17 protein-coding genes, 1 tRNA gene and 1 pseudogene are annotated in these 22,235 nt (G+C 70.2%); 6 read left to right on the plus strand and 13 right to left on the minus strand.

Annotation, left to right across the window (positions count from 1 at the left end; all coding sequences use genetic code 11):
- Positions 1 to 23 precede the first annotated feature (23 nt).
- Entirely contained in the window at positions 24 to 677 is a 654-nt protein-coding gene (locus ACYVKA_RS05235) for a YveK family protein (protein ID WP_460703566.1), read from the plus strand.
- Complete coding sequence (locus ACYVKA_RS05240; protein ID WP_460703568.1) at positions 674 to 1,972, plus strand: O-antigen ligase family protein; 1,299 nt, start codon at positions 674 to 676, stop codon at positions 1,970 to 1,972. Before ACYVKA_RS05235 ends, ACYVKA_RS05240 begins: the two co-directional genes overlap by 4 nt.
- Here ACYVKA_RS05240 and ACYVKA_RS05245 read toward each other — a convergent pair.
- Complete coding sequence (locus ACYVKA_RS05245) at positions 1,935 to 3,167, minus strand: glycosyltransferase (RefSeq protein WP_460703570.1); 1,233 nt, start codon at positions 3,165 to 3,167, stop codon at positions 1,935 to 1,937. The two genes, ACYVKA_RS05240 and ACYVKA_RS05245, sit on opposite strands and share 38 nt — an antisense overlap.
- Positions 3,164 to 4,501 carry an O-antigen ligase family protein gene (locus ACYVKA_RS05250; protein WP_460703572.1) on the minus strand — a complete coding sequence of 446 codons (1,338 nt, stop codon included), beginning with the start codon at positions 4,499 to 4,501 and terminating at the stop codon, positions 3,164 to 3,166. The genes ACYVKA_RS05245 and ACYVKA_RS05250 overlap by 4 nt, the downstream gene beginning before the upstream one ends.
- Before the next feature lie 67 nt (positions 4,502 to 4,568).
- On the opposite strand from ACYVKA_RS05250, the gene ACYVKA_RS05255 reads away from it, so the two are divergent.
- Together ACYVKA_RS05255 and ACYVKA_RS05260 are read left to right on the plus strand one after the other, a co-directional pair.
- Complete coding sequence (locus ACYVKA_RS05255; RefSeq protein WP_460703574.1) at positions 4,569 to 6,869, plus strand: glycosyltransferase; 2,301 nt, start codon at positions 4,569 to 4,571, stop codon at positions 6,867 to 6,869.
- Positions 6,866 to 8,200 carry a lipopolysaccharide biosynthesis protein gene (locus ACYVKA_RS05260; RefSeq protein WP_460703576.1) on the plus strand — a complete coding sequence of 445 codons (1,335 nt, stop codon included), beginning with the start codon at positions 6,866 to 6,868 and terminating at the stop codon, positions 8,198 to 8,200. The genes ACYVKA_RS05255 and ACYVKA_RS05260 overlap by 4 nt, the downstream gene beginning before the upstream one ends.
- On the opposite strand, the gene ACYVKA_RS05265 is transcribed toward ACYVKA_RS05260, so the two are convergent.
- From ACYVKA_RS05265 to ACYVKA_RS05285, 5 genes are all read right to left on the minus strand, one after another.
- Positions 8,167 to 9,492 carry an O-antigen ligase family protein gene (locus ACYVKA_RS05265; RefSeq protein WP_460703578.1) on the minus strand — a complete coding sequence of 442 codons (1,326 nt, stop codon included), beginning with the start codon at positions 9,490 to 9,492 and terminating at the stop codon, positions 8,167 to 8,169. The genes ACYVKA_RS05260 and ACYVKA_RS05265 overlap by 34 nt on opposite strands.
- Before the next feature lie 64 nt (positions 9,493 to 9,556).
- Positions 9,557 to 10,597, minus strand: coding sequence for a hypothetical protein (locus tag ACYVKA_RS05270; RefSeq protein WP_460703737.1), 1,041 nt, complete (start codon positions 10,595 to 10,597; stop codon positions 9,557 to 9,559).
- Between the two features lie 135 nt (positions 10,598 to 10,732).
- Entirely contained in the window at positions 10,733 to 12,199 is a 1,467-nt protein-coding gene (locus tag ACYVKA_RS05275; RefSeq protein ID WP_460703580.1) for a hypothetical protein, read from the minus strand.
- Entirely contained in the window at positions 12,171 to 14,744 is a 2,574-nt protein-coding gene (locus ACYVKA_RS05280; protein ID WP_460703582.1) for a transglycosylase domain-containing protein, read from the minus strand. Before ACYVKA_RS05280 ends, ACYVKA_RS05275 begins: the two co-directional genes overlap by 29 nt.
- Positions 14,737 to 15,156 carry a DUF5318 family protein gene (locus ACYVKA_RS05285; RefSeq protein WP_460703584.1) on the minus strand — a complete coding sequence of 140 codons (420 nt, stop codon included), beginning with the start codon at positions 15,154 to 15,156 and terminating at the stop codon, positions 14,737 to 14,739. The genes ACYVKA_RS05280 and ACYVKA_RS05285 overlap by 8 nt, the downstream gene beginning before the upstream one ends.
- A gap of 72 nt (positions 15,157 to 15,228) precedes the next feature.
- Between ACYVKA_RS05285 and ACYVKA_RS05290 the strand changes: the two genes are divergently transcribed.
- Complete coding sequence (locus ACYVKA_RS05290; protein WP_460703586.1) at positions 15,229 to 16,116, plus strand: aminodeoxychorismate lyase; 888 nt, start codon at positions 15,229 to 15,231, stop codon at positions 16,114 to 16,116.
- Between the two features lie 21 nt (positions 16,117 to 16,137).
- Here the strand turns inward: ACYVKA_RS05290 and ACYVKA_RS05295 are convergent, their stop codons facing one another.
- Positions 16,138 to 16,854 (minus strand): LmeA family phospholipid-binding protein, encoded by a 717-nt coding sequence (locus ACYVKA_RS05295; protein WP_460703588.1) that lies wholly within the window; start codon positions 16,852 to 16,854, stop codon positions 16,138 to 16,140.
- A 70-nt stretch (positions 16,855 to 16,924) separates the two neighbouring features.
- Positions 16,925 to 17,000: transfer RNA gene (locus ACYVKA_RS05300), tRNA-Ala, on the minus strand.
- Positions 17,001 to 17,103: 103 nt separating this feature from the next.
- Here ACYVKA_RS05300 and ACYVKA_RS05305 point away from each other — a divergent pair.
- Positions 17,104 to 17,376 (plus strand): glutaredoxin domain-containing protein, encoded by a 273-nt coding sequence (locus tag ACYVKA_RS05305; protein WP_460703590.1) that lies wholly within the window; start codon positions 17,104 to 17,106, stop codon positions 17,374 to 17,376.
- Positions 17,377 to 17,424: 48 nt separating this feature from the next.
- Here the strand turns inward: ACYVKA_RS05305 and ACYVKA_RS05310 are convergent, their stop codons facing one another.
- The 4 genes and pseudogenes from ACYVKA_RS05310 to ACYVKA_RS05325 all read right to left on the minus strand — a co-directional run bounded on the left by ACYVKA_RS05310 (position 17,425) and on the right by ACYVKA_RS05325 (position 22,168).
- Positions 17,425 to 18,606, minus strand: coding sequence for a metallophosphoesterase family protein (locus tag ACYVKA_RS05310; RefSeq protein WP_460703592.1), 1,182 nt, complete (start codon positions 18,604 to 18,606; stop codon positions 17,425 to 17,427).
- A 160-nt stretch (positions 18,607 to 18,766) separates the two neighbouring features.
- Entirely contained in the window at positions 18,767 to 20,014 is a 1,248-nt protein-coding gene (locus ACYVKA_RS05315) for a glucose-1-phosphate adenylyltransferase family protein (protein ID WP_460703594.1), read from the minus strand.
- Positions 20,015 to 20,097: 83 nt separating this feature from the next.
- On the minus strand, positions 20,098 to 21,432 hold the full coding sequence (locus ACYVKA_RS05320) for an ABC transporter permease (protein ID WP_460703596.1): 1,335 nt from the start codon (positions 21,430 to 21,432) through the stop codon (positions 20,098 to 20,100).
- Positions 21,429 to 22,168: pseudogene (locus tag ACYVKA_RS05325) on the minus strand (ABC transporter ATP-binding protein). Before ACYVKA_RS05325 ends, ACYVKA_RS05320 begins: the two are co-directional and overlap by 4 nt.
- Between the last annotated feature and the right edge of the window lie 67 nt (positions 22,169 to 22,235).

Below are 22,235 nucleotides of genomic sequence, written 5' to 3' on the forward strand. Positions count from 1 at the left end.
GCCGCCTGACGTACTATCACGGGGTGGAATCTGAAGACACCCTCGACCTTCTGGCCTACCTCGCCCGGTTGAAGCGATACCTGGTGCCCGCCACCATCGTCGGTCTCGCTCTGGGCGTGCTGGTCGGGGGTCTGGGATTCGCGAGGCCCCCCCAGAACAGCTGGAGGAGCCAGGCCCACGTCCTGGTGGTGCCCGCCAAGCCGGCCGATCCGGCCGAGGCCGAGCGTCAGGCCTCGCTGCTGTCCAATCTGATGCGAACCTATGTCGCCCTTGAGGACATCCCCCTGTTGACCGAACGTGCGGCGAAGCAGACCGGGGGCAAGTTCACTGCACAGCAGGTTGCCGACATGACCAGTGTCTACTGGGGCGGTGGTTCCCTGCTGCTGGCCGTGAATACCACCGCTCCTGATGAGGCGGACGCCATCATGCTCAGTACCGCGATGAGCGATGCACTGGTGGAGGAGTCCGACCGGATCGTCGGCAGCGAACTCTTCGACGCCACCCTGTCCGTGGCCGAGGAGGCGCACATCGACCCCGACCTGTCCACCGTGGGCTCCCGTTCCAATGCATTGGTACCTGCGGTGGGCGCGGCCCTGCTGGGTGGCTTCCTCACCGCCTTCCTGTTGGAACTTCTCAACAGCAGGCGTCGGCGTGACCGGGCTGCCGTCACCCGATGAACCGCCGGGTGCGGTGGAGCGGGCCTGTCGGTGAGCGCGATGTGACCTCCCTGCTCACCGTGGCCGCGGCGATGAGCGCCGCCAAGATGCCACTGGGATTCCTGGCACTGCTCGGACTCCCGTTGGTCGTCGTGCTCGTCCAGGGCATTCGCCCCCGCGCCCCGTGGCCCCGCCCCCTGGCGTGGATCCTTGGCCTGGGACTGGCCAGTTCCCTGGTCGCGGCCCTGGTGTGGATCCCCGCCCAGCTGGCGGGGACCAACAACAGTTTCATCGTCATGGTCTGCCTCACGGGCGTGTCGGCAGCGGTCTTCGCCGCGGGCAGGCCGGACCGGGCCGTCCACCGAATCCTCGACGGACTGTTCGCGGGACTGGTGTTCACCTGGGCCATGGCCATCTTCGAGGTGGTCACGGGTCTCAAGTTCATGCCGATGCTCTACCCCCAGGCCAACACCGCGGCCGCCGTGGCCGGCAATCGTTTCGTGGTCAGCGGCCTGTACCCGAACTACAACGACTTCTCCGTGGCGATGACGCTGCTGTGCACCTGCCTGCTGGCCAAGATCTTCTTCCATCCCCGGGTCGGCCCGCTGCGGACCGTCGGACGCCTGGCGGTGCTGCTCAGCGCCACCTTCCTGATCACCTACATGGGCTCGCGTGGTTGCCTGCTGGCGCTGGTGCTGGCGCTCGGTTGCATCGTGCTGCTGTCGGTGCGCACGCTCCACCCCCAGGTCTTCACCACCCGCGGGCTCGTGCTCTGCGTGGGGCTGGCGGTGACGGCCTTCGGTGCCCTGGCCACCAGCCCGTACGTGCGTGACAACTCCACGGCCCAGCGCGGGGTGATCATCGCCAATGCCGTCGACATGATGGTCGAGAGACCGGCCCACCTGCTGCTGGGCTACGGAGCCCTGTCCGAGTACTCCAGCCAGGCCGCCGCACGTTTCGGCGGCAGGCTGATGGACCCGCACAATGTCCTGCTGGAGATCGTCCTGTGGTACGGCCTCCCCGTCCTGGTGGCCTACCTGGTCGCCTGGTGGGTGGTGGTGCGCCGGGGGCTGTTGACGGCACGCCCCAATCCCGGGTGGCGCTTCGTCGCCCCGATGGTGATCAGCGGCCTGTATCCCCTGCTGGGGGTCGTCACCTCCTCGACGCTGCGCTACCACCAGCTGTGGCTGTGGCTCATCGTGGCGCTGGCCCACCTGCAGCAGTCCCGGCGCGCCCGGCCGACCGAAGGGCTTTCGTCCGGCCGGCCGCTGGGGCAGCTCAGCCCATCTGCACCAGCTGGTCCATCAGCCGGGTGAAGTTCTTGGCCTGGTCATAGCTGCGGTTGACGACCTCTCGGGCCACCTGCCGCTGCTCGGGCTGCTTGGCCCGTTCGTGCCAGCGCCACAGTGCCTCGGCCACCTCGGCCGCCTCGGGCTGGGAGGAGAGCAGCTCTCCGCCAGGCCCCTCGGCCGGGACGATGTCACCAATTCCGCCCACGGCCGGCGCAAGGGTTGGCACGCCATGGGCCATCGCCTCCATGATCGAGACCGGCACCCCTTCAGACAAGGACGTGTTGACGAAGACGTCGACCGGCTGCTGCGCCAGGTGACGGGTGATCACGTCATTGGTCACATTGCCCGGCAGGTCCACGGTGAGGTTGGCCGGGGATCCCAGACCATCGACGCGCTGCACCATCTCGTCGTACAGCGCCCCGCCGCCGAAATGGGTCCAGTGCACCTGTAGTTCCGGATGCTCGCGGCACAGCATCCCCAGGCCGTCGACCAGCCGGTCGATCCGCTTGACCGGGTTCATCAGGGCCGTGCTCAGTACGTGCAACTCCCCCTCCCCGGAGGTCCGGGAGGTCTCCTCGGGCACGTGCACGCCCAGGGGTGCCAGTTGCACCATCGAGTCGGGCAGTCCGTACTGCTCGATGGCAGCGCGCCGGCCGTCCTCGGAGATGGCGAACTGGACGTCCAGCTGGGGGCCGAGCTGGCGCTTGAGCCCGAGGTAGCCGCTGGGATGCTTGTCCTCGTACAGGTCATAGCGGTGCGCCCGACTGACCACATGGCCGATGCCGCGGCCCTTGAGCAGCTGCGCACCATAGGTCCACACATCCCACCAGTAGGTGTAGACCACGTCGATCGGCCCATTCTGCTCGATCCATTCCGCCAGGGCATCGCGATGGGCAAGTGCTCCACCCACCGCCCGCACCGCTTCCTGCGCCGTGGCCCGCGTGAGGCGGCGGTGCCGGGCCAGCCAGCCGATCTCGCGCCAGAACAGGCCCGTGCCCAAGGCGGCCAGGCGTGCGCGCTGGCGACGCCGGCGGCCGATCCTGGCGATGCAGTCGTCCACCCGCACCGACTCGGGCACGGGGCGGGGCTCGCCGTCCATCTTCCAGGGCATGACGATCACGTCGGCGTCGTCACGCTCCCAGAAGGGCGCCTCCGGCTCGATGAATGCCTCACCGGGAAGGAAGGGAAAGGCGCGGGTGATGATGACGATGCGACTCACTGAGCCACCTCCGGGGGTCGACGGGACGGATCCGATGCGGTAGTGCGCAGTCCCCAGGTGGAGGCCAGGACGAGCCACCACCAGAAACTGACCGCGAAGTTCTTCAACAGGTAGTGGTCGAGGGCGAAGGCCACCAGGGTGGAGGCGAGCGCCAGCGGCACCACCAGGGCAGACAGGGCCTCGCCGAGTTCACTCCCGGATGCTTCCCGCCCCACGCGAGCCAGCGTGCGCCAGGCCTTCACCACATGCCACAGCACGCCCACCACCAGCACGGCCAACAGCGCTGCGCCGACAATTCCCAGTTCGGCGAGCACGCCGAGGTAGAGCGAGTGGGGATTGGTGAGCGACCGGCCGAATCCGGTCTGGATCACCCCACGCCAGGGCACCGGGGCAGCGCCGGACTCGAAGAAGTACCACGGCCACATCCGCCCCGAGCCGACACCCAGCCACAGGTTGTGGGAACTCTCCTGCCAGGTGCGCAGGGCCGTCTGGTAGTTGGCCATGCGGAACTGCTCGTGTGGTTCCAGCAGGCGGCGCAGCGGTGGCACCAGCCACATCGCGGTCACCAGCAGCACCGCCAGCCCGACGAGCATCGTCAGCACGATCCGCGAACGTCCTCGCAGCACCAGCACCCCTGCCAGCGCGCCCAGGAAGACCAGCAGGGTCAACAGACCGGCGCGCGAACCCGTGAAGACCACGCCCAACAGGCAGATGAGCGCACCGGCCAGGCTCCATCGACGCCGGTCACCACACAGGACGGCGGCCAGCAGCACCGCCCCCGCCAGCAACAACACCACGTGGTAGATGGCCGCGCCGCCCATGCCGGTACCCAGCCGCAGGGTGTGGGTGGACAGCATGGTGCGGGGCCCTGCGATGAGCGTCGAGGCCGCCAGGAGCATCGAGCAGCGCCACAGCACTTCCGTGCGGCGGCGTGCCCCGACTGCCGCAGCCAGGCCCCAGGCCGCGGTGGTGGTCACCAGGGCCGTCACCACCGGCACCACCAGGTGGATCCGCCCCACCTGCACCGGCGGGGTGAACATGCGTGGCAGCGGAGTGCGACAGGCGGACCACAGGGACCAGCACAACAGCAGCAGGATGCTGCCCAGGACAGCATGGCCCCAGCTCGTGCGCAGGCCGGGCCGCAGGAGCCACGGCAGGGTGAACAGGGTGACCATCGTGAAGCCGATCAGGAACAGGGAGACGGTGGCGGGCCGTCCGTCCATTCCCACGCGCAGGTTGACCAGCTGCATCACCGCCAGTCCGAGCAGCGCCGCCCCGCTGGCCAACCTTTCCATGGGTGCAGTCGTGGATTGCACCTCGTTCTGGTCTGCCACGCAATCATCCTAGACCGGTGGCCCTTGCCGCCCCGTGGAGCGTGCCCGCATCGCTAGGATCGACGACATGGGCGAAGCGAAGATCGATGCGACGGGCGAGGCGCCGGGCTGTGCCGTTGGCGCAGGGCAGACCGGTGACACGCACGGGGCGCAGGCCGGTACCAGAGCGCGCATGGTCTTCCACGCCCCCTACCCCCTCAACCGCCAGGCCACCAGCGCCAGCGGGATCCGGCCCGTCGCCATGCGCGATGCCTTCGAGGAACTGGGCTACGAAGTGTGGGAGGTGACCGGCAGCAGCCAGGAGAGGGTGGCAGCCGCCTCGCGGGTCAGCCGCGCCCTGGCAGAGGGGATCATCTTCGACTTCTGCTATTCGGAGTCCTCCACCATGCCGACGCTGCTCACCGACCCGGACCACCGGCCCCGCCATCCCCTGGTGGACTTCGCACTGCTGCGCAGGCTTCGCGCCCATGGAACACGCGTGGGCCTGTTCTACCGTGACATCTACTGGCGTTTTCCCGACTATGGAAAGGGCCTGCCGAAGCTGCGCAAGCACCTGGCCCTGGCGGCCTACCGGCATGACCTGCGCGCCTACCGCAGCGCCACCGACATCGTCTTCCTGCCCAGCACCCAGATGGAGCCGCACGTCGGCGATCCGGCCCTGCGGCACCACCCGCTCCCGCCGGGCCACCGTTCACCGGAGCTGGTGGAGGCGGCACCGTCCCCGGTGAACCTGTTCTACGTGGGAGGAATCGGCACCCACTACCGACTCCACGCGCTCGTCGAGGCAATGGCCGAGGTGCCCGAGGCCCAGCTGACGATCTGCTGCCGCGAGGCGGAGTGGCAGGCCGCGCGCCAGGAGTACGAGCCCCTGCCCCCCAATGTGCAGGTGGTGCACCGCTCGGGAGCGGAGCTCGACGAGCTCTACCGGGCGGCCAATGTGGCCGTCATCTACACCGAGCCGGCCAGTTACCGGGGGTTCGCCGCCCCGGTGAAGCTCTATGAGTACATCGGCCAGGGCAAGCCCATCTTGGCGAGCCAGGGCTCCCTGGTGGGGGACTTCGTCGGCGACAACGCCCTGGGCTGGACGATCCCCTACTCCCGCGAGGATGCCGTCGCCCTGCTCCGTACCCTGATCGACGACCCCTCCCAGGTGCAGGCGGCCCACCAGCGGGTGCTCCACGCCCGGGAGGAGCACAGCTGGCTGGAGAGGGCCCGCACCGTGGCGCGGCTGCTGTCGCGGCCGGACCCGGCACCGGGCGAGGCCGGGACCCCGGTGGAACGCGTCCTGCTCGTCTCCGCGGCCAACTCGATCCACACTGCCCGGTGGGCCAATGACCTGGCGGGGCGTGGGATCGACGTGCACGTGGCGAGCGTGCATCCTGCCGATGAGCAGGACTACGACGAGCGGGTGGCGATCCACCGGCTTCCCAGTCCCGCGGGCGGTGGCTACCTGGTGGCTGCCCCGGCGCTGCGTTCCCTGGTGACCGCACTGCGTCCCGACCTGGTCAACACCCATTTCGCGAGCGGCTACGGCACCCTGTCACGCCTGGCCCTGGCCGGCCTGCAGGTCCCCCACCTGGTGTCGGTGTGGGGTTCCGACGTGTACGAGTTCCCGGATCGCAACCGGCTGGCCCGCAAGGTGCTGGAGTCGAATCTCGCCGCGGCCACCCGGATCGCCTCCACCAGCCGGGCGATGGCCCGTCGGACCTCCCGGTTCACCGACCTGCCCATCGACATCACCCCCTTCGGTGTCGACACATCCCTCTTCCGGCCCGGCGACCGGGACGCTACGGGGGACGAGGTGGTGGTCGGGACCGTCAAGCTGCTCAAGCCCGTCTACGGCATCGACGTGCTGATGAAGGCCTTCGCGCGTGCCCAGAAAGTGGTGCAGGAGGCCGGCGGCCCGCGCCTGCGACTGCGCATCACGGGAGATGGACCGGCCCGGGAGGAGCTCTCTGTCCTCGCGCGGGAGCTGGGCCTGCCCGAGACCGTGCTGTGCGGGCCGGTCCCCCACGAGCAGGTGCCGCAGGCCCTGCACGAGCTCGACGTCTACGTGGCACTGAGCCGGCAGGAGAGCTTCGGGGCCGCCATCCTGGAGGCCAGTGCCTGCGGCCTGCCCGTGGTGGTCTCCGACGCGGAAGGCCCCAAGGAGGTCACGGTCGACGAACAGAGCGGCATCATCGTGGGAATCGACGACGTCGAGGCCGCCGCCCAGGCCATTGCGAGACTGGCCCTCGATGCCGACCTGCGTCGCCAGATGGGCCGCGCGGGCCGCGAACACGTGGAGCAGCACTACTCCTGGAGCCACTCGGTGGACACCATGCTGGAGGCCTACCGCGCCACCATGACCCAGGCGCTGCGCGCATGAGCGCTGCTCCTCCGCCAGGGCCCACCAGCCGATTGCAGACACTGCGCTCCAGCAGTTTCCTGCGCCACGTGCTCACGCTCATGACCGGCACGGCGGTGGCCCAGGCCCTGCCCCTGTTGGCGCGGCCCCTGATGACCCGCATGTACACCACGCAGGAGTGGGGGCTGTACTCGATCTACATGTCCCTGGCCGCCGGCATCGTGACCGTCGGCGCGCTGCGCTATGACCTGGCCGTGGTGGTGCCGGAGAGTGATTCGGATGCGCGGGGCCTGGTGAAGCTGGCGAGCAGGCTCGCGCTGGTCACCTCCTCGATCGCCACCCTCGTCCTCGCCTTCTTCGCCAAGCCGCTGGCGCGGCTCTTGGGCAACGAGGCCGCCGCCCAGTACCTGCCCCTGGTGGGCCTGCTGGTCTTCGCCATGACCCAGATCTCGTGCCGCCAGTACTGGCTCAACCGACGCAAACGGTACAAGGAGATGGCCCGCAACCGGATGGGACAGTCGCTGGGCACCACCGCGACCCAGCTGGGTGTCGGCGTGCTCGGGGCTCCCGGCGCCTGGGGCCTCGTCCTGGGCCCGATCGTCGGGCAGTGGTTCAGCTTCCTGAACCTGTGGCGCCTGACGCGACACGAAACCACGCCACAACCCGGGGACTCTGCGCTGGCCATGGCGCGTGAGCATCGAAAGATGCCCTTGGTCAACGGGCCCAATGCGCTGGTGGACACCATCCGGCTCAACGGCATCAACCTGATGACCGCGGCCTACTTCAGCCAGGCCATGCTGGGGCAGTTCGCACAGGCCTGGACCCTGCTCCAGATGCCGATGGGACTGATCAACGGCGCCCTGAGCCAGGTCTTCTTCCAGAAGCTGGCCACGACCCCCCGGGGCCGAATGTTCCCCGTCGTGCGCGACGCGATCGTGCGGTCACTGGCCATCGGTGCCATCCCCTTCGCCCTGATCTGGTTGCTCGCCCCATGGCTTTTCCCCTTCGTCCTGGGCAGCACCGGCGACCACGACTGGACGGTGGCAGGGCAGATCGCCCGCATCCTGGTGCCCTGGCTCTACCTGAACTTCGTCACCTCCCCCATCTCCATGCTCTTCGTGACGGTCGGGCGACAAGGTGTGATGCTGTGCCAGGGAATCGTGTACATGGCGGTGCCACTCGCCCTGATCGCACGCTTCCATTCCTCGCTGCACCAGACCATGACCTATGTGTCGTGGAGCATGGCGGGCCTGCTGGTGGTCTTCATGGGCCTGGCACTCATGGTGGCGTGGCAGTACGACCACGGTCACGGCCAGCGTCAGGACGAGACCCCGGTGGCGCCCGGATCCTGAGCAGCCGCCGGCTGGGAGGAGGTGAGACTCCCACGCGGGGCTTCCAGCCCCAGGCCGAAGGCGACCACGAGCCACCACCAGAAACTCACCGCGTGGTTCTTGAACAGGTAGTAGTCCAGGAAGAAGGACGGCAGCAGGCAGACCAGTGCCAACTGCACGACGAGCACACTCCGCTGGCGTGGTGGGTGACGAAAGAGCGAGAGCACAGGGCTCGCGAACATGACCAGCAGCGGGATCATCGCAAAGGGGCCAAGCTCCACCAGCATCGACAGGAAGATCGAGTGCGGATTGGTGAGGGCCACCCCGAACTCGGTGGCCCCGATGCCCCGATAGGGAATCGGCACCAGGCCTCCCTCGAAGGCCATCCACGGCCACAGCCGCCCCGAGCCGACACCCAGCAGCAGCGAGTGCGTCGACGCGGTCCAGGCCTGCAGCGCCGTCTCCATGTTCATCACCCGCAGCGGGTCGGAGAAGCTGAGCATGCGCCTGGTGCTGGGGAAGATCGAGATCACTGCGACCAGGGCGAGCGACCCACCCAGGAGCCAGAGCACGGCCCGGCGCACCAGGTGGCGGGGCACCAGCCACAGCACGCCCACCAGCGAGACGAGTGCGAGGTCGATCAGCCCGGCGCGTGATCCCGAGGCCAGGGCCAGCGCAATGCTGACGACCGCCAGCACCCAGCTGGTACGGCGACGGTAACCATCGAGCGCGGCCGCCACGAAGATCGCGGCGCACAGGAAGAGGGCGACGTGGACCACGGCGGCGCCGCCGAGGGCGCTCGAGAGCCGATGGGTTCCTGAGTTGTTGAGTACCCGCCACCAGGCGGGCGGGGTGCAGGCCACCATCGCCAGGGCCGCCCACCACAGGGCCGGTCGTCGCCGCCACGAGGGGATGGCGCAGGCCACCCCCCAGGCGGCGAGTGCCGTCAGCACCCCCTGCAGGGCCGGCACCAGCCGGTAGCGTCGCGGCACCAGGACACCGTGGATGGTGGGTGAGGGGGTCAGCGCGACACTGGCCATCGACCACAGGCCCAGCACCAGGAAGCTCGCCAGCATCACGCGCCCCGGCCGGGTGATGCGGTGGCGCTGCCGCCACAGGGCCGGGGCAGTGACCAGCACGATGGCAAGGGTGACCAGCAGCTCGGTGCTCGGGATGCCGTAGCGACCGCAGACGGTGCGGCGCAGGTCGAACAGGGTCAGGCAGGCCGTCCAGGCCATCAGCAGCCAGCCGAGCACACTCCCGGCTCGGGACGCCACGCCCCCACGGCGCGGGGCGGGGGCGTGAGCTGTCACCCGTCAAGTCTACAAGCCAGTCTCCACGATGGTTCGCGAGACTGGGGCGGGGGCCGGGCAGGGCTCAGCTCGCCCAGGCGCCGGTGAAGAAGAGCCAGGCCCACCACAGCATCGCCGCCGCGCTCACGCCGGCGAAGAGCACCACACCGCAGCGCGCGGCCACCCGGCTGGCCGCACCCACCGGCAACACCGCGGCGCCCTCGCGTCGCACCCCCCAGCCGTGCCGGGCGGCCTCGGCCACCAGCAGCCACAGCGGGAACCACAGCAGCACCGCACGGTTGACGCTCATGAACCAGTAGCTGGTGGCGAAGGCGAAGACCTGCACCCCCACCCAGCCGGCCTCGGCCCACCGCCGGCGCGCCAGCAGCACCACCGTCAGCACCGTGCCGACCAGCATCGAGACCACCTCGAGGGCGAAGACCCAGGCCACCATCGGCCGGTCGGGCCAGCGTGACGGCCTGGCCGACTCCAGCGTGTGCTTCAACGCATCGACCGGCGACGTGAACCCCCGGTTCCAGCCCGCCTGCTGCGCCTCGAACCAGGCCGTCCAGGAGCCTGTCAGGTGGTGCAACCAGGCGGCGTGGGCCAACAGCACCAGCGCCGCGCAGGCGATCAGGAAGCCGTTGCGGACCCGCCGCCCCCAGGAATCCCTCACCCGGGTCAGCGCCAGCAGGCCCAGGCCGCCGATCAGGAAGAGCCCCGAGATGCGAAAGGTGCAGGCCACCCCCGCCAGCAGAGCGGCCTGCCCCCAGCGGCCCCGCATGGCGCGCTCCCAGGACCAGAAGGCGGCGGCGCAGAAGGGGGCCTCGGTGTAGGCGACAGAGGTGAAGACCGTCGTCGGGGCGAAGAGCCACAAGCAGGCCGCCACCGCACCACCGAGCCGGTACAGGGCCCAGGCGGCCAGCGCCGACCCGAGGGCCCCGATGCCGACACCGGCCAGGCCCATCGGGATCGAGAGCGCATCGACCAGGCGCAGCAGCAGCGGCAGCCCGGGGAAGAAGGCGCGGTCCAGCGGATCGGCATAGCCATGGGTGGCGATCGCCTCGAAGTGGGCGACGTCCCAGGCGCTGAGCAGCTCGTGCCCGGTGCGTCCGGTGCGAATCATCACCAGCAGGGCGACGGCCAGCAAAAGTCCGCGGCTGGCCAGCCAGGCGCGCACCACCCACCACCAGCCCAGGGATGCTGTGTGGGCGTGGGCGGGGGGCACGCTGCTCACGCGGGGCCTTTCGCTCGGGGGTGGTCAGGCCAGCTCGTCGCCGTCCTCGTCGAGCACCAGCCTAGGACGGTCATCACAGGAGGGGCCCGGGTCGGCCACCAGCTGAGCGGCCTCGGGCTCGTGGTCGGGGGCATGGTCGAGCACTCCCCCGGCCGGGTCGTCCACCGAGGGACCGCGCACCGGGTCGGTCCACGGCCGTCGCACCTGGCCGACGACGCAGCCCACCAGCCACAGCAGGCCGGCGATGCGCAGCAGCAGCGCGGCCAGGTAGACCACATCCGTCTGGCTGCCGTCGGCCGGGGCCGACTGCCCGCCCAGATGGGCCCAGACCGCCCACCAGTAGAGGAACTCGGTCACGCACCAGAGCGCCCATTGCCCCACCCGCGGCCTCGCCAGGGCCACCAGCGGCACCAGCCAGAGCACCTGCTGCGGGCTGTAGCCCTTGCCGACCAGCAGCCAGCCGGCCACCAGCAGCAGGGCCACCTGCCCGACCCGGGGCCGTCGCGGCGCGCGTCGCACCAGGTCGGCCACCCACAGCGCCCAGGCGGCCATCAGGGCCAGCACCAGCACCGACAAGGCGGGGATCTGGACACCGAGGGTCTCCAGCAGCAGCCACAGCGAGCCGAGGTCCGCCTCACGGCGCCACCAGGCCAGCACCTGCGTGGACAGCAGGTCGGACTGCACCGGCATCGCCGCCAGCCAGACCAGCGCCCAGACGGCCACTGCCACCCGGGCGGTGGACAGCGCCTCGCGCATCCGGCCGGCACGGGCGGCCAACAGCAGCCAGGCCAGCACCACCAGCACCGGCCACGTGCCGGCGCCCATCGCCAGACCGGCCAGCAGCCCGGCCAGCCGCTGGCGCCGCAGTGCCCAGGCCAGCAGCGCGCAGCTGGCCAGGCTGGCGGTGAACAGGTCCCAGCTGACCATGCCGCTGGTCACCACGAGCGGGCAGCCGGCCACCAGCACGGCATCCCAGCTGCGGGTGCGCTGCCCCGGACGGGTGGCCAGGCTGCGGGCGGAGTCACGCCCCAGGAGCAGGTGGCAGGCGCACATCACCAGCAGGCAGGCGAAGAGCATCGCCGCTGAGACGGTGGTGAAGATGCGGGTGCCGTCCACCATTTGCTGCGGGGAGCTGCCGGTGGCGCCGAACAGTCGGGACAGGGCCGTCGCCAGCGCGACGAAGGCGCCCGTCAGTGGCGGCGGGTCGAAGACGAGGTCACGGTAGAGCCATCCACCGGTGCCCAGCGGAGTGGTCTGGTACAGGATCGGGATGTCGGAATAGCACAGCCGCACGAAGCCGTCGACGGGATTGTCCGGGCTGCTCTGGGCGCACAGGGAGCGGTGGCCCAGGGCGACCAGCCAACCCAGTGTGGCCAGCGCCATCGTCCACGGGGCGGGGTTTCGCCAGAAGCCACTCTGGCTGGCGTGGGCGCCGATCGGCCCGCCGAGCCGGCGGGTGAGGTCAGCCCTGGCCGGTGCTGGTGCCGTCACCGGTGCCACCCTGTTCGGCATTGCCCCTGCCGTTGCCACCACCGCCATTGGCACCGCCACCGCCATTGGCACCGCCAGCATTGCCATTGCCACCGCCAGCATTGCCATTGCCACCGCCAGCATTGCCATTGCCACCGCCGGCATTCCCGCCGCCATTGCCATTGCCACCGGCCTGCTGGGTCACCTGCTGCGTCGGCTGGGTGGCGGGGCGGGTCTGCACGGGCTGCTGCGTGGCCGGTTGCTGCGCCTGGGTCTCCTGCTGCGTCGGCCCGCCGGTGGACTCCTGCGTCGGCTGCCCGGTGCCCTCGGCACTGGAACCGTCGCCCTGGCCGTCCTGGCTGCCACCGTCCTGGCTGCCACCGTCCTGGCTGCCATCGTCCTGGCTGGCACCGCCCTGCCGCTCGCCACCCTGGGTCGGCTGGGTGGCGGGCCGGGTGGTGCGCACCGGTGACGGCTGCTGCACCGGGCCCTGCTCCTGGCCATAGTTCACGTTGTCGCCCTCGGGGAAGGACTTGTACTCGCGGTCCTCCATCGCCACCTTCATGAAGTCGCGCCAGGCCATCGCCGGATAGCTGCCGCCGAAGAAGGCGAAGTCGCCGGGACGCTTGTACTCGTCGAGCGAACCATTGCCGTCGTCACCGGCCACGAACATCACCGACGTGGAGATCTGCGGGGTGGTGGCCACGAACCAGGCAGAGTTGATGATGTCCTCGCCGTCGCGGGTGATGCCATTGGTGCCGGTCTTGCCGGCCACCTGGAAGCCCATCCCCGCCACACGCGCGCCGGTGCCCTCGCTGACCACCGAGCGCAGGGCGGAGGTGACATCGCGGGCCACGCCCGGCTCGATCGCCTGCTCGCCCTTGGTGTCGGCCTCGTAGATGACCTTGCCATTGGCATCGGTCACCTTCTCCACCACGTGATTGTCCACCCGCATGCCCTCATTGGCGAAGGTCGCATAGCCGCCGGCATTCTCCACCGGGCTCACCTCGGCCATGCCCAGCGAGACGCGGCCATTGGGCTCCCAGCCGGCACCCTTGGGCAGGCCGGCATCATTGGCCGCCTTGATGACCTCCTCGGGACCGTTGTCGATACGATGGGTCATGTCCACGAAGGCCGTGTTGATCGACTTGGCCAGGGCGGTGCGCAGGCTCACCGGGCCGTACTGGTGCCGCTGCTCATTGCGCACCGGCACCGACTCGCCCTCGGGGGTGTAGGTGTTGCCGCGCAGGATCGTGCGCAGGCTCATCCCGTTGCGCAGGCCCGCCACCGTCGCATAGGCCTTGAAGGTGGAGGCCGACGGACGGTCGGTGGTGGCCCAGTTGCGGGTGTTCTTGATGTAGTCGGCGCCGCCGTAGACGGCCAGCACCTTGCCGGTGCCCACCTCCACCGAGGCGATCGCCGGGTGCACCGCGCCGATGCCGCCGGGGCCGTTGTCGCCGACGATGCGCCGGTAGTAGTTGCCCACCTCGACGGCGCGCTCCTGCAGGCGCTTGTCGAAGGTGGTGGTGATGTGCAGGCCCCCGCCCTCAATCTGGCCCTGCGACATGCCCTTGGCGACCAGCTCGTCCTGCACCATCTTGAGCAGGTAGCCATTGGTGCCTGCCCAGCGCTGGTTCAGCGGGATGTCGGGGAAGTCCGGCAGGCTCTTGGCCCACTGGTCGTGCTGCGCCTGGGTGATCTTGCCCCCCTCGAGCATCCCGCCCAGCACGTAGCGGTAGCGGTTCAGCAGCCGCTCGCTGTTGCCCTTGGCCGCCGACGGGTCGTAGATCGACGGGTTGTTCAGCACGCTGGCCAGCACCGCGGCCTGCGGCACCGTCAGGTCCTTCGCGTCGGTGTTGAAGTAGCTGCGCGAGGCGGCCTGGATGCCGTAGGCACCGCGGCCGTAGTAGACGGTGTTCAGGTAGCCCTGAAGGATCTCCTCCTTGGGCATCTCCTGGCCCATCTTGGCCGCCAGCACCAGCTCGCGCAGCTTGCGCGCCATGGTGCGGTCCTGGCTCAGGTAGAGCACCTTGATGTACTGCTGGGTGATCGTCGAACCGCCCTGCACCTCGCCGCCGCGCGCGATCGTCCACGCCGAGCGGACGATGCCCGAGGGCGAGATGCCGCTGTCGCTCCAGAAGTCGCGGTTCTCGGCCGCCACCACGGCGTCCTTGATGCTTGGGTTCATCTGGTCATAGGGCAGGCTCTGGCGGTTCTGCACCGCGAAGCTGCCCAGCTTGGTCTTCCCGTCGCCGTAGTACAGGAAGGTCGTGTTGGTGGTGAACTCCTCATTGGGGTCGGGCAGCGTCGTGCGGTTGTAGAAGACCAGGCCGGCCAGTCCAGCCAGCAGCGCCGCCAGCAGGAGGCCGAACAGGGCCAGCGAACCGACCCGCTTCCACGTCCAGCCGCGGCGCCCGGCCGCAGCCGCACCCTTGGTGCGGGGGCCCTTGGCGTGGGAGCCCTTGCCGGATGTCGAGCTGCCGGACGCGCCCTTGACGCCGGTACGGGCCGCGGAGGCCTTGGCCCGGCCCGACGGCTTCGGGCCCTGGGGAGTCTTGTCAGCCATAGATGTCCTCGACAGTCTCTTGGTGGCGCGGCGCCCGGCGCTTGCGGCCGTCGCCCAGCTTGTAGGTGGTGACCAGGTGGTTCCAGAAGCAGTCCGGGCAGACCTCGACCACGCGGACGGTGAACTCGCCGAACTGGTCCTGCATCTCGATCAGCTCCTCGGTGGACTTGATCCGTCCGCTGAACTGCCCCAGCTGGTCACCGAAGGTGTAGTTCAGGTTCGTGAGCCGGTCACCGCCGCAGACCGGGCAGTCTGCCTCGCTCGGCTCACCATGGTGCAGTGCGGCCCGCACCAGCATCGGGTCGGCATCGCATGGGCCGTTCTCGGCCAGGGCGCACTCGGGCCGCTGCAGCGACACCAGGGCACGACGACGCTGCAGCGCATGACTCATCACCTCGCGCTGCGACCACATGGGCACCAGAGTATGCGTTCGCGCTGTCAGCTCTCTGAGACGAGGCGTGGGCGGTGGGCCTAACCTTGGGGGATGAAGACCTCTGGCAAGAAGACCCGTCCGGCCCAGCTCGTCGCCGTCCACGGCCGGGGCGTCATCGCCGCCACCAAGGACGTCGTCACCGCCGACGACCTCGGCCTCACCCGAGGCGACGGGGTCTTCGACGCCACCCGCGTCGTGACCGGAAGCGACGGCGAGAGCCGCGTCGACAATCTCGACGAGCACCTGGCCCGCCTCGACCGCTCCCTGTTCGCGCTGGCCGGCGAGCACACCGACGCCAATGCCTGGCGCGAGCTGGTGGCCGAGGCCGTCAGCAGCTGGCGACGCCCCGGCGAGGCCGTGCTCAAGCTGGTGCACACCCGCGGCCCCGAGAGCGCGCCGGGCAATCCCGTGCTGCTGCTCACCATCACCGCCCTCAGCGAGGCCGCACTGGCCGCCCGCTCGGGCATCCGCGTGGTCACCCTGTGCCGCGGCACCGCCAGCGACGCCCACCGCGACGCCCCCTGGCTGCTGGGCGGGGTGAAGACACTCAGCTATGCCACCAACATGGCCGCCAGCCGGGAGGCCAGCCTGCGCGGCGCCGACGACGTGCTGTTCACCAGCACCGACGGCTACTGCCTGGAGGGGCCCACCTCCTCGCTGCTGGTGCTGCGCAAGGACGTGCTCAGCACCACCCCGATCCAGGGCACCGGCGTGCTGGCCTCGATCACCCAGGCCCAGGTCTTCCGCGAGGCTGCCACGGCCGGCTGGACCACCCGGGAGCGCCTCCTGCGGCCGGCCAAGCTGCTGGATGCGCAGGGTGTGTGGCTGGCCAGCTCGGCCCGGGGCGTCGTCCCGGTGCTGGAGCTCGACGGGCAGGCACTGCGCCATGACGCCGAGCTCACCCGCCAGGTCAACGAGTTCGCGGACTTTGGCCACTGAGGCCGCTGCCCCAGCCCTGGATCAGGGCTGTTCGACGCTGATGCCGGTGCCCTCGGCGGTGAGCGTCATGCCCTCGTCGGCGCTGGTCAGGCCGGTGTAGCGCAGCTCGGGGAGTTCGGGCAGCGCCACCTCGCCCAAGACCTCGGGCACCAGCCGGTCGACCAGTTCGGAGGGCAGGTCGATGCCCTCGACGCTGACCTTCTCGCGGGTCAGACGCACCGTGTGGCCGTCCTGCAGGCTGGGGGCCGCGGTCACTCGCACCGGAACGGTGCGGCCAGCCAGCGGAATCTCCACCTCGCGCGTGGCCAGCACCTTGCCGTCGGGGGCCGGGCCCAGCTGCGCATCCGCGAGGGTGCTGAGCTGCTTCCAGTCGAGCCGGCCACTGCCGTCCACCCGGCCGACGGTGACCGTCCGGCCCCGGGTCAGGCCGGTGACGTCGGCGGCGGTGGCGTCGATGCTCGCCGGGACGCTGCGTCCCTGCACCGGGATGACCGCGTCGGGGGCGATGACGTGGATGCTGGACCAGTCGTCGCGGGCCAGCTGCCACAGCGCGGAGGCGCCGCCCACCTCCACCTGCGGAGTGGTGCCGATCCTCGGGGCCAGGGTCGTGGCCACCCGGCGCTCCACCTCGTCGCGGGCCGCGGCCTCGGCGCGCACCAGCGCGAAGGCTCCCGCAACCAGCAGCAGGAGCAGCACGACCATTGTCACCAGGGCGCATCCGCCGCGTCGTCTCTGCATGGCTTCCTCCTGGTGGTGGCCCGGTCATTGAATGACGAGGGGGCCCGGCAGATGCCGGGCCCCCTCGCGGTGGTGGAGCGTACGGGGTTCGAACCCGTGACCTATTGCTTGCAAAGCAATCGCGCTACCAACTGCGCCAACGCCCCGTGCTTCAGCCCTTGCGGACTGTGGAGCATCCTACGGCAGCCGGGCATCGACCCGCAAAAGGTGCAGCCACGCGAGGCTTCGGTCCCTTGGCAGGATGGAAGCATGAACAGCGCCCACACCGAAGCCATCGCCCGTCGCGGCGAGGACCATGCCATCGTCTACTGGCGTCCGGGCTGCCCCTACTGCGCCGAGCTGCTGGGCGGGATCGACCCGGACGACGAGCGCATCAGCCTGGTCAACATCTGGGAGGACCAGGAGGCAGCCGCCTTCGTCCGCACCCTGCAGGACGGCAACGAGACCGTCCCCACCGTGGTCGTCGGCCAGAAGGTGATGACCGCACCCAGCGCCGGCGAGCTGCTGGACGCCCTGGCCTGAGTGCTCCGTCCCCGGTGGGCACCGGGCGGCGCCCACCGGGGTGCAGGATCAGAAGGGCAGCGGGGCGGGCGCGTCGATGGGCTGGTCGCCCGCGTCCTTGACGTCCACGCCCAGGTTCTTGGCGTAGACATTGCGCGTCTGGAACTCGCCGGGGCGGCGCTCGTCAAGGATGAAGACGCGGCAGCCGCGCAGCTCGTGCTTGGCGGCACCCTCGAGGCCGTAGGTGCCGTAGCCGGTGCCCGGTCCATAGCCCAGCCGAACCCCGAAGTAGTCGCCCTCGTAGGTGTTGACGTGGTCGTGGCCGAAGTAGATGCCCATCACGTCGCCCCGCTCGCGCACCGTGTTGTAGATGCCCGAGTTGAACTGGCTGACGTACTCGCGCTCGTTGCGCTGCGGGTCGGTGATGCGGTGCTTTTTGAGCGCCTTGGCGTGGCTCTCGTCGGTCCACTCGGTGGGCGAGCCGAACCACATGAAGCCGGTCTCCCAGACCGGGATGTGTATCCACATCAGGCCGGGAACCGGGCCGCCATTGGCCTTCTCCAGTTCGAGGCTGCGCTCGCGGTACCAGGCCACCTGGTCGGAGTGCAGGGTCTCGTAGGTGTACTCCTCCACCTCCTGGCCGTTGAGGGTCTCGTGCTCGTAGCGTCCCGAGTCGAGCAGCCACAGGGCCGCTGCGGTGCCCCGGCCCTGACGGGCACCGACCGGCAGCACCACATTGGAGTGTCCGCTGGTGGCGTCGTCGCGCTCGTTCATGTTGTGCTCGTAGCCGCGCAGGAAGTTGATGATCCGGGTCTCGGTCATGCCGCTCTTCTTGAGCGAGTCCTCGTCGTGGTTGCCGAAGGTGAGCGCCCACGGCACCTTGGCCGCCTCGATGGGGGCGATCACGTTGTTGTAGGCCTGCCGCACCTGCTCGGTGGTCTCGGGATCGCCGTTGATGATGTCGCCGTTGAGCACGACGAAGTCCGGGCGCTCCTGCTTGATGGCCCGGGTGATCAGCTCGATCGTGCGGCGATCGGTGAGGTGGCCGTCCTGGGTGTCGTTGAACTGCAGGACGGTGAAGCGACCGTCCGCGTCGAAGCGCAGGCGATGCTTGGGCCCCTTGCTCCTGCCCTTGCCCTTGCCCTTGCCCTTGCCAGGGGCTGCCTGGGCGTGGCTGCCGACTGCTGCGGCAGCGGTGACCCCGGCGCCGAGGCCGAGGACCCCGCGACGTCCGATGCTGGAAGTGGTCATCTTCTCTCCTGTGGGGGGATGCGACGGTTGGCCCGCCAAGCCTCCCGTCCATGGACGACGAGCAGCTGATCCCTGGATGACCACCAGACGAACGTCAGTGCTGGTCAGGTGACCATTGGAGGACCCGGAAACAGAGACCCGGGCCCCCCGACGGTCTGCCTCAGACGGCGGCAGGCACCTCGGTCCCAGGCGAGATCCGCGAACCGTGCGCGACGACGGCGCCGTCCCCGATCACCGATTGCATCCCCACCAGGGTGACCTCTTCCGGCTTGAGCCGCGAGTCCTCGTCCTGGGTCTCGTCCGAGCCGATGCTGCAACCGCGACCCACCTCCACCTCGGAGTCGACGATGCTCCAGCCGATGCGTGCGTCGGCCTTCACGTGGACCCCGCGCATCAGCACGGCGTCGTGCACGACGGCCCCGGCCTCGATGACCACGTCGGGCCCGATGGTGCAGCGCTCGACGCGTCCGTGCACCTCGGAACCATTGCCCAGCATGGAGTCCACCACGACGGCGCCCTCGTGGATGCGGGCGGCGGCGCGGGCGGGAGAGGCGGTGCGGATGGGCCAGTCGCGCTGGTGCAGCAGGTCGACGTCGCAGCTGAGCAGGTCCTGGTGGGCACGGAAGTAGGCCGACGGACGGCCCAGGTCGCGCCAGTAGCCGTCCAGCCCGTGGGCAATGACCTTGCCCCGATCCACCAGGCGCGGCAGCAGGTGGTGGCTGAAGTCGCCCAGGCCGGTGTCGCCGTCGGCGGCCTCGGCGGACAGCTCCTGCTCCAGCTCGGTGAGGGTGTCCAGCAGCACCTTCGCGTCGTAGAGGAAGACCTCGGAGGCGATGGTGGTGGTGTGCGGCTCGTCGGGCTTGTGGTGGACGGCGGTGACGCGGCCCTGGTCGTCGATGTCGACCAGGGTGTGGTGCTTGGCCTCGCCGATGCCGATGCCGGCCGTGACGACGGTGGCCTCGGCCCCGGCCTCGCGGTGGGCGCGCACCACCTCGCGGTGGTCGAGGGTGTAGACGTGGTCGGCCGAGAGCACCAGCACCAGGTCGGGGTCGTGCCGCTCGATCAGGGAGTGGATGCGGAACAGGGCGTCGGCATTGCCGGTGGCCATGCCCTCCTCGTCGGCGCCGATCCCTTCCTGGGGAGGGATCACCCGTAGCCCACCATGGTTGCGGTCGAGGTCCCAGGGGCGGCCGTGGGCCAGGACGGGATCGAAGCTGGAGGCCTGGTACTGCACCACCACCCAGACGTCGTCGATGTGGCTGTTGACCAGGTTCGACAGGCAGATGTCGAGCAGGGAGTAGATGCCGCCGAAGGGCAGGGTGGGCTTGGCCCGTCGCTCGGTGAGCACGTCCATCCGGCTCCCCTTGCCACCGGCGAGGACGATCGCGAGGATCTTGTCGTTCTGCATGGGGAAATCCTAGGGGCCGAGCAAAGGCGCCCCGCATCACCCGAACGGCTACTGCTGAATGGTCGGGGCACCCCAGCAGCGCCTCACTCGGAGCGCACCAGGCCCTGCGCCAGCACCTGCCGCAGGCTGGCGCGACTGGCCAGCAGCGCCAGCCGTACGGAGGCCAGGCCCGCCACCAGCACCGCCAGCACAGTGACCGGGGCCGACGGCTCCATGGCCGCCTCCACCAGCCCCAGCGGCAGCACCAGCGCCATCGCCGCCCCGCCCGAGAGCAGCACCACCGCCAGCACCGGGCGCAGCACGGCCCGTCGGCGGGCGGCGTCGATCATCTGCTCCGGCATGCCCAGCATGTCGAGCCCGACGAAGAGCTGGCGACGGTCCAGCACCGCCGCGGTCTGGTTGATTCCGACGCTGCAGGCCACCGTGACGAAGCTGATGGCCAGGGTGAGCAGCACGCCGGTGCGGATGTCGTGCATCACCACCAGGTCCTCCGGCCGCTGGGTGGGCGTGGCGGCCAGCCCCATGCCCACCCCCATCAGCACCCCGACGAAGGTGGTCGCCCCCAGCGCCCCCACCTGGCGCCAGGTCTGCTTGGAGTCTTCCAGCACCTGCCGGGCCGCGAGCAGCTGCACCGGTGTGCGGGCACGACGCAGGTCGGCCTTGGCGACCGTCGAGACCAGCCAGGGCCCGGCCAGGTTCACCGCCAGCAGCGGCATGGCGAACATCACCACCATGAAAGCCACCGCGACGGCGGCGCTGGCGGCGGCCCCCAGCAGCTTGGCCAGCAGGGAACTGGCGACGATCGCAGCCATGCCGAGGATGATCCGCCAGAGCGAGGCCACCGGTGCCTGCTGCCGGGTGCGCACCCCCAGCGGGGTCACCTCCACCCTGCGCAGCCCGACCACCGAGCTGAGCAGTGCCAGCACGACGATGGCGAGCACGGCGCCGAGCACCGGCAGCACCCCGATCCACAGGTTCCCGGCGCCGATCGGGGCGCCACCGAAGCGCAGCAGTCCGAGCAGGGGCATCAGGGCCGCATGGCCGAGCACTCCCACCAGGGCCCCTGCCAGGGCGGTGGCGCCGGTCTCCGCCAGGGTCAGCAGCCTCAGGGTCGACGCGCTGGCCCCCCGCAGCCGCAGCGAACTGAGCCGGGTGTCGCGGCGCCGGGCCGACAGCCGCGCCGCCGCCCCCGCCAGCGTCGCCAGCGGCACGACCAGCAGCACCAGCGCGACGGTGGACATGAAGCGGTAGAAGCCGGCCATCTCGCCGGGGACCGACCAGAAGTGGTGCACCCCGCCCGCCACGGACAGGCCCAAGGTGCTGGCGACGGCCATCGCCGTCACCGGCAGGCCCCAGCTGGAGCGGTCGGCCATCGTCGGGCGGGCCAGCAGCCACACCAGTTCCGTTGTGGCGCTCATGCCAGGCTCCCTGCGGGCAGGCTGGGCGCGGAGTCGCTGATGACCTGGCCGTCCTGCAGCCGCACGATGCGCGAGCAGCGGGCCGCGACGTGCTCGTCGTGGGTGACCATCACCAGGGTTCGGCCCCGCCCGACGGTGGCCTGCAGCAGCGCGTCGAGCACCTCGCTGGAGGTCTGCTGATCGAGGGCTCCGGTGGGCTCGTCGGCGAAGGTGACCACGGCATTGGTCGCCTGGCTACGGGCGATGGCGACGCGCTGGACCTGCCCGCCCGACAGCTGGCCGAGCCTACGGTCCTCCAGGCCGGCCAGGCCGAGCTGCGCCAGCCAGCCGGCGGCCTGGGCCTCGGCCTCGCGCCGAGCCAGGCCGGCGAGCATCAGCGGCAGCGCGGCATTCTCCAGGGCGGTGAGCTCGGGCAGCAGCAGCCCTGCTGGAAGACGAAGCCGAAACGTTCGCGTCGTAACCGGGAGCGCCGCTCGGCGCCGAGTGCATCGACGCGCACCGTATCGCCGTCCTGCAGCAGCACCTCGCCCCGGTCGGGGGTGAGGATGCCGGCCAGACAGTGCAACAGGGTGGTCTTGCCCGATCCAGACGGGCCCATGACGGCCACCGACTCGCGGGCACCGATGGCGATGCTGACCCCGCCGAGGGCGACGGTGGGGCCGTAGGTCTTGGTGAGGCCAGTGGCGGCCAGGACGTGGTGGTTCATGGCACCCAGACTTCCCGCAGGTGGCCTCATCGCGCGTCGGCCCGGCGAGTGGTCTGCCAACCACCCGCCTCCACCCGTGGGATGAGAGGCGCGCCAT

The sequence above is a fragment of the Luteococcus sediminum genome (assembly GCF_054783495.1).

Coding starts and splice junctions, on each gene's coding strand:
- ACYVKA_RS05320 (WP_460703596.1), bottom strand. CDS start 21,432: ATGAGCGCCACAACGGAACTGGTGTGGCTGCTGGCCCGCCCGACGATG.
- ACYVKA_RS05255 (WP_460703574.1), top strand. CDS start 4,569: ATGGGCGAAGCGAAGATCGATGCGACGGGCGAGGCGCCGGGCTGTGCC.
- ACYVKA_RS05280 (WP_460703582.1), bottom strand. CDS start 14,744: ATGGCTGACAAGACTCCCCAGGGCCCGAAGCCGTCGGGCCGGGCCAAG.
- ACYVKA_RS05295 (WP_460703588.1), bottom strand. CDS start 16,854: ATGCAGAGACGACGCGGCGGATGCGCCCTGGTGACAATGGTCGTGCTG.
- ACYVKA_RS05310 (WP_460703592.1), bottom strand. CDS start 18,606: ATGACCACTTCCAGCATCGGACGTCGCGGGGTCCTCGGCCTCGGCGCC.
- ACYVKA_RS05305 (WP_460703590.1), top strand. CDS start 17,104: ATGAACAGCGCCCACACCGAAGCCATCGCCCGTCGCGGCGAGGACCAT.
- ACYVKA_RS05315 (WP_460703594.1), bottom strand. CDS start 20,014: ATGCAGAACGACAAGATCCTCGCGATCGTCCTCGCCGGTGGCAAGGGG.
- ACYVKA_RS05260 (WP_460703576.1), top strand. CDS start 6,866: ATGAGCGCTGCTCCTCCGCCAGGGCCCACCAGCCGATTGCAGACACTG.
- ACYVKA_RS05240 (WP_460703568.1), top strand. CDS start 674: ATGAACCGCCGGGTGCGGTGGAGCGGGCCTGTCGGTGAGCGCGATGTG.
- ACYVKA_RS05290 (WP_460703586.1), top strand. CDS start 15,229: ATGAAGACCTCTGGCAAGAAGACCCGTCCGGCCCAGCTCGTCGCCGTC.
- ACYVKA_RS05285 (WP_460703584.1), bottom strand. CDS start 15,156: ATGTGGTCGCAGCGCGAGGTGATGAGTCATGCGCTGCAGCGTCGTCGT.
- ACYVKA_RS05270 (WP_460703737.1), bottom strand. CDS start 10,597: ATGATTCGCACCGGACGCACCGGGCACGAGCTGCTCAGCGCCTGGGAC.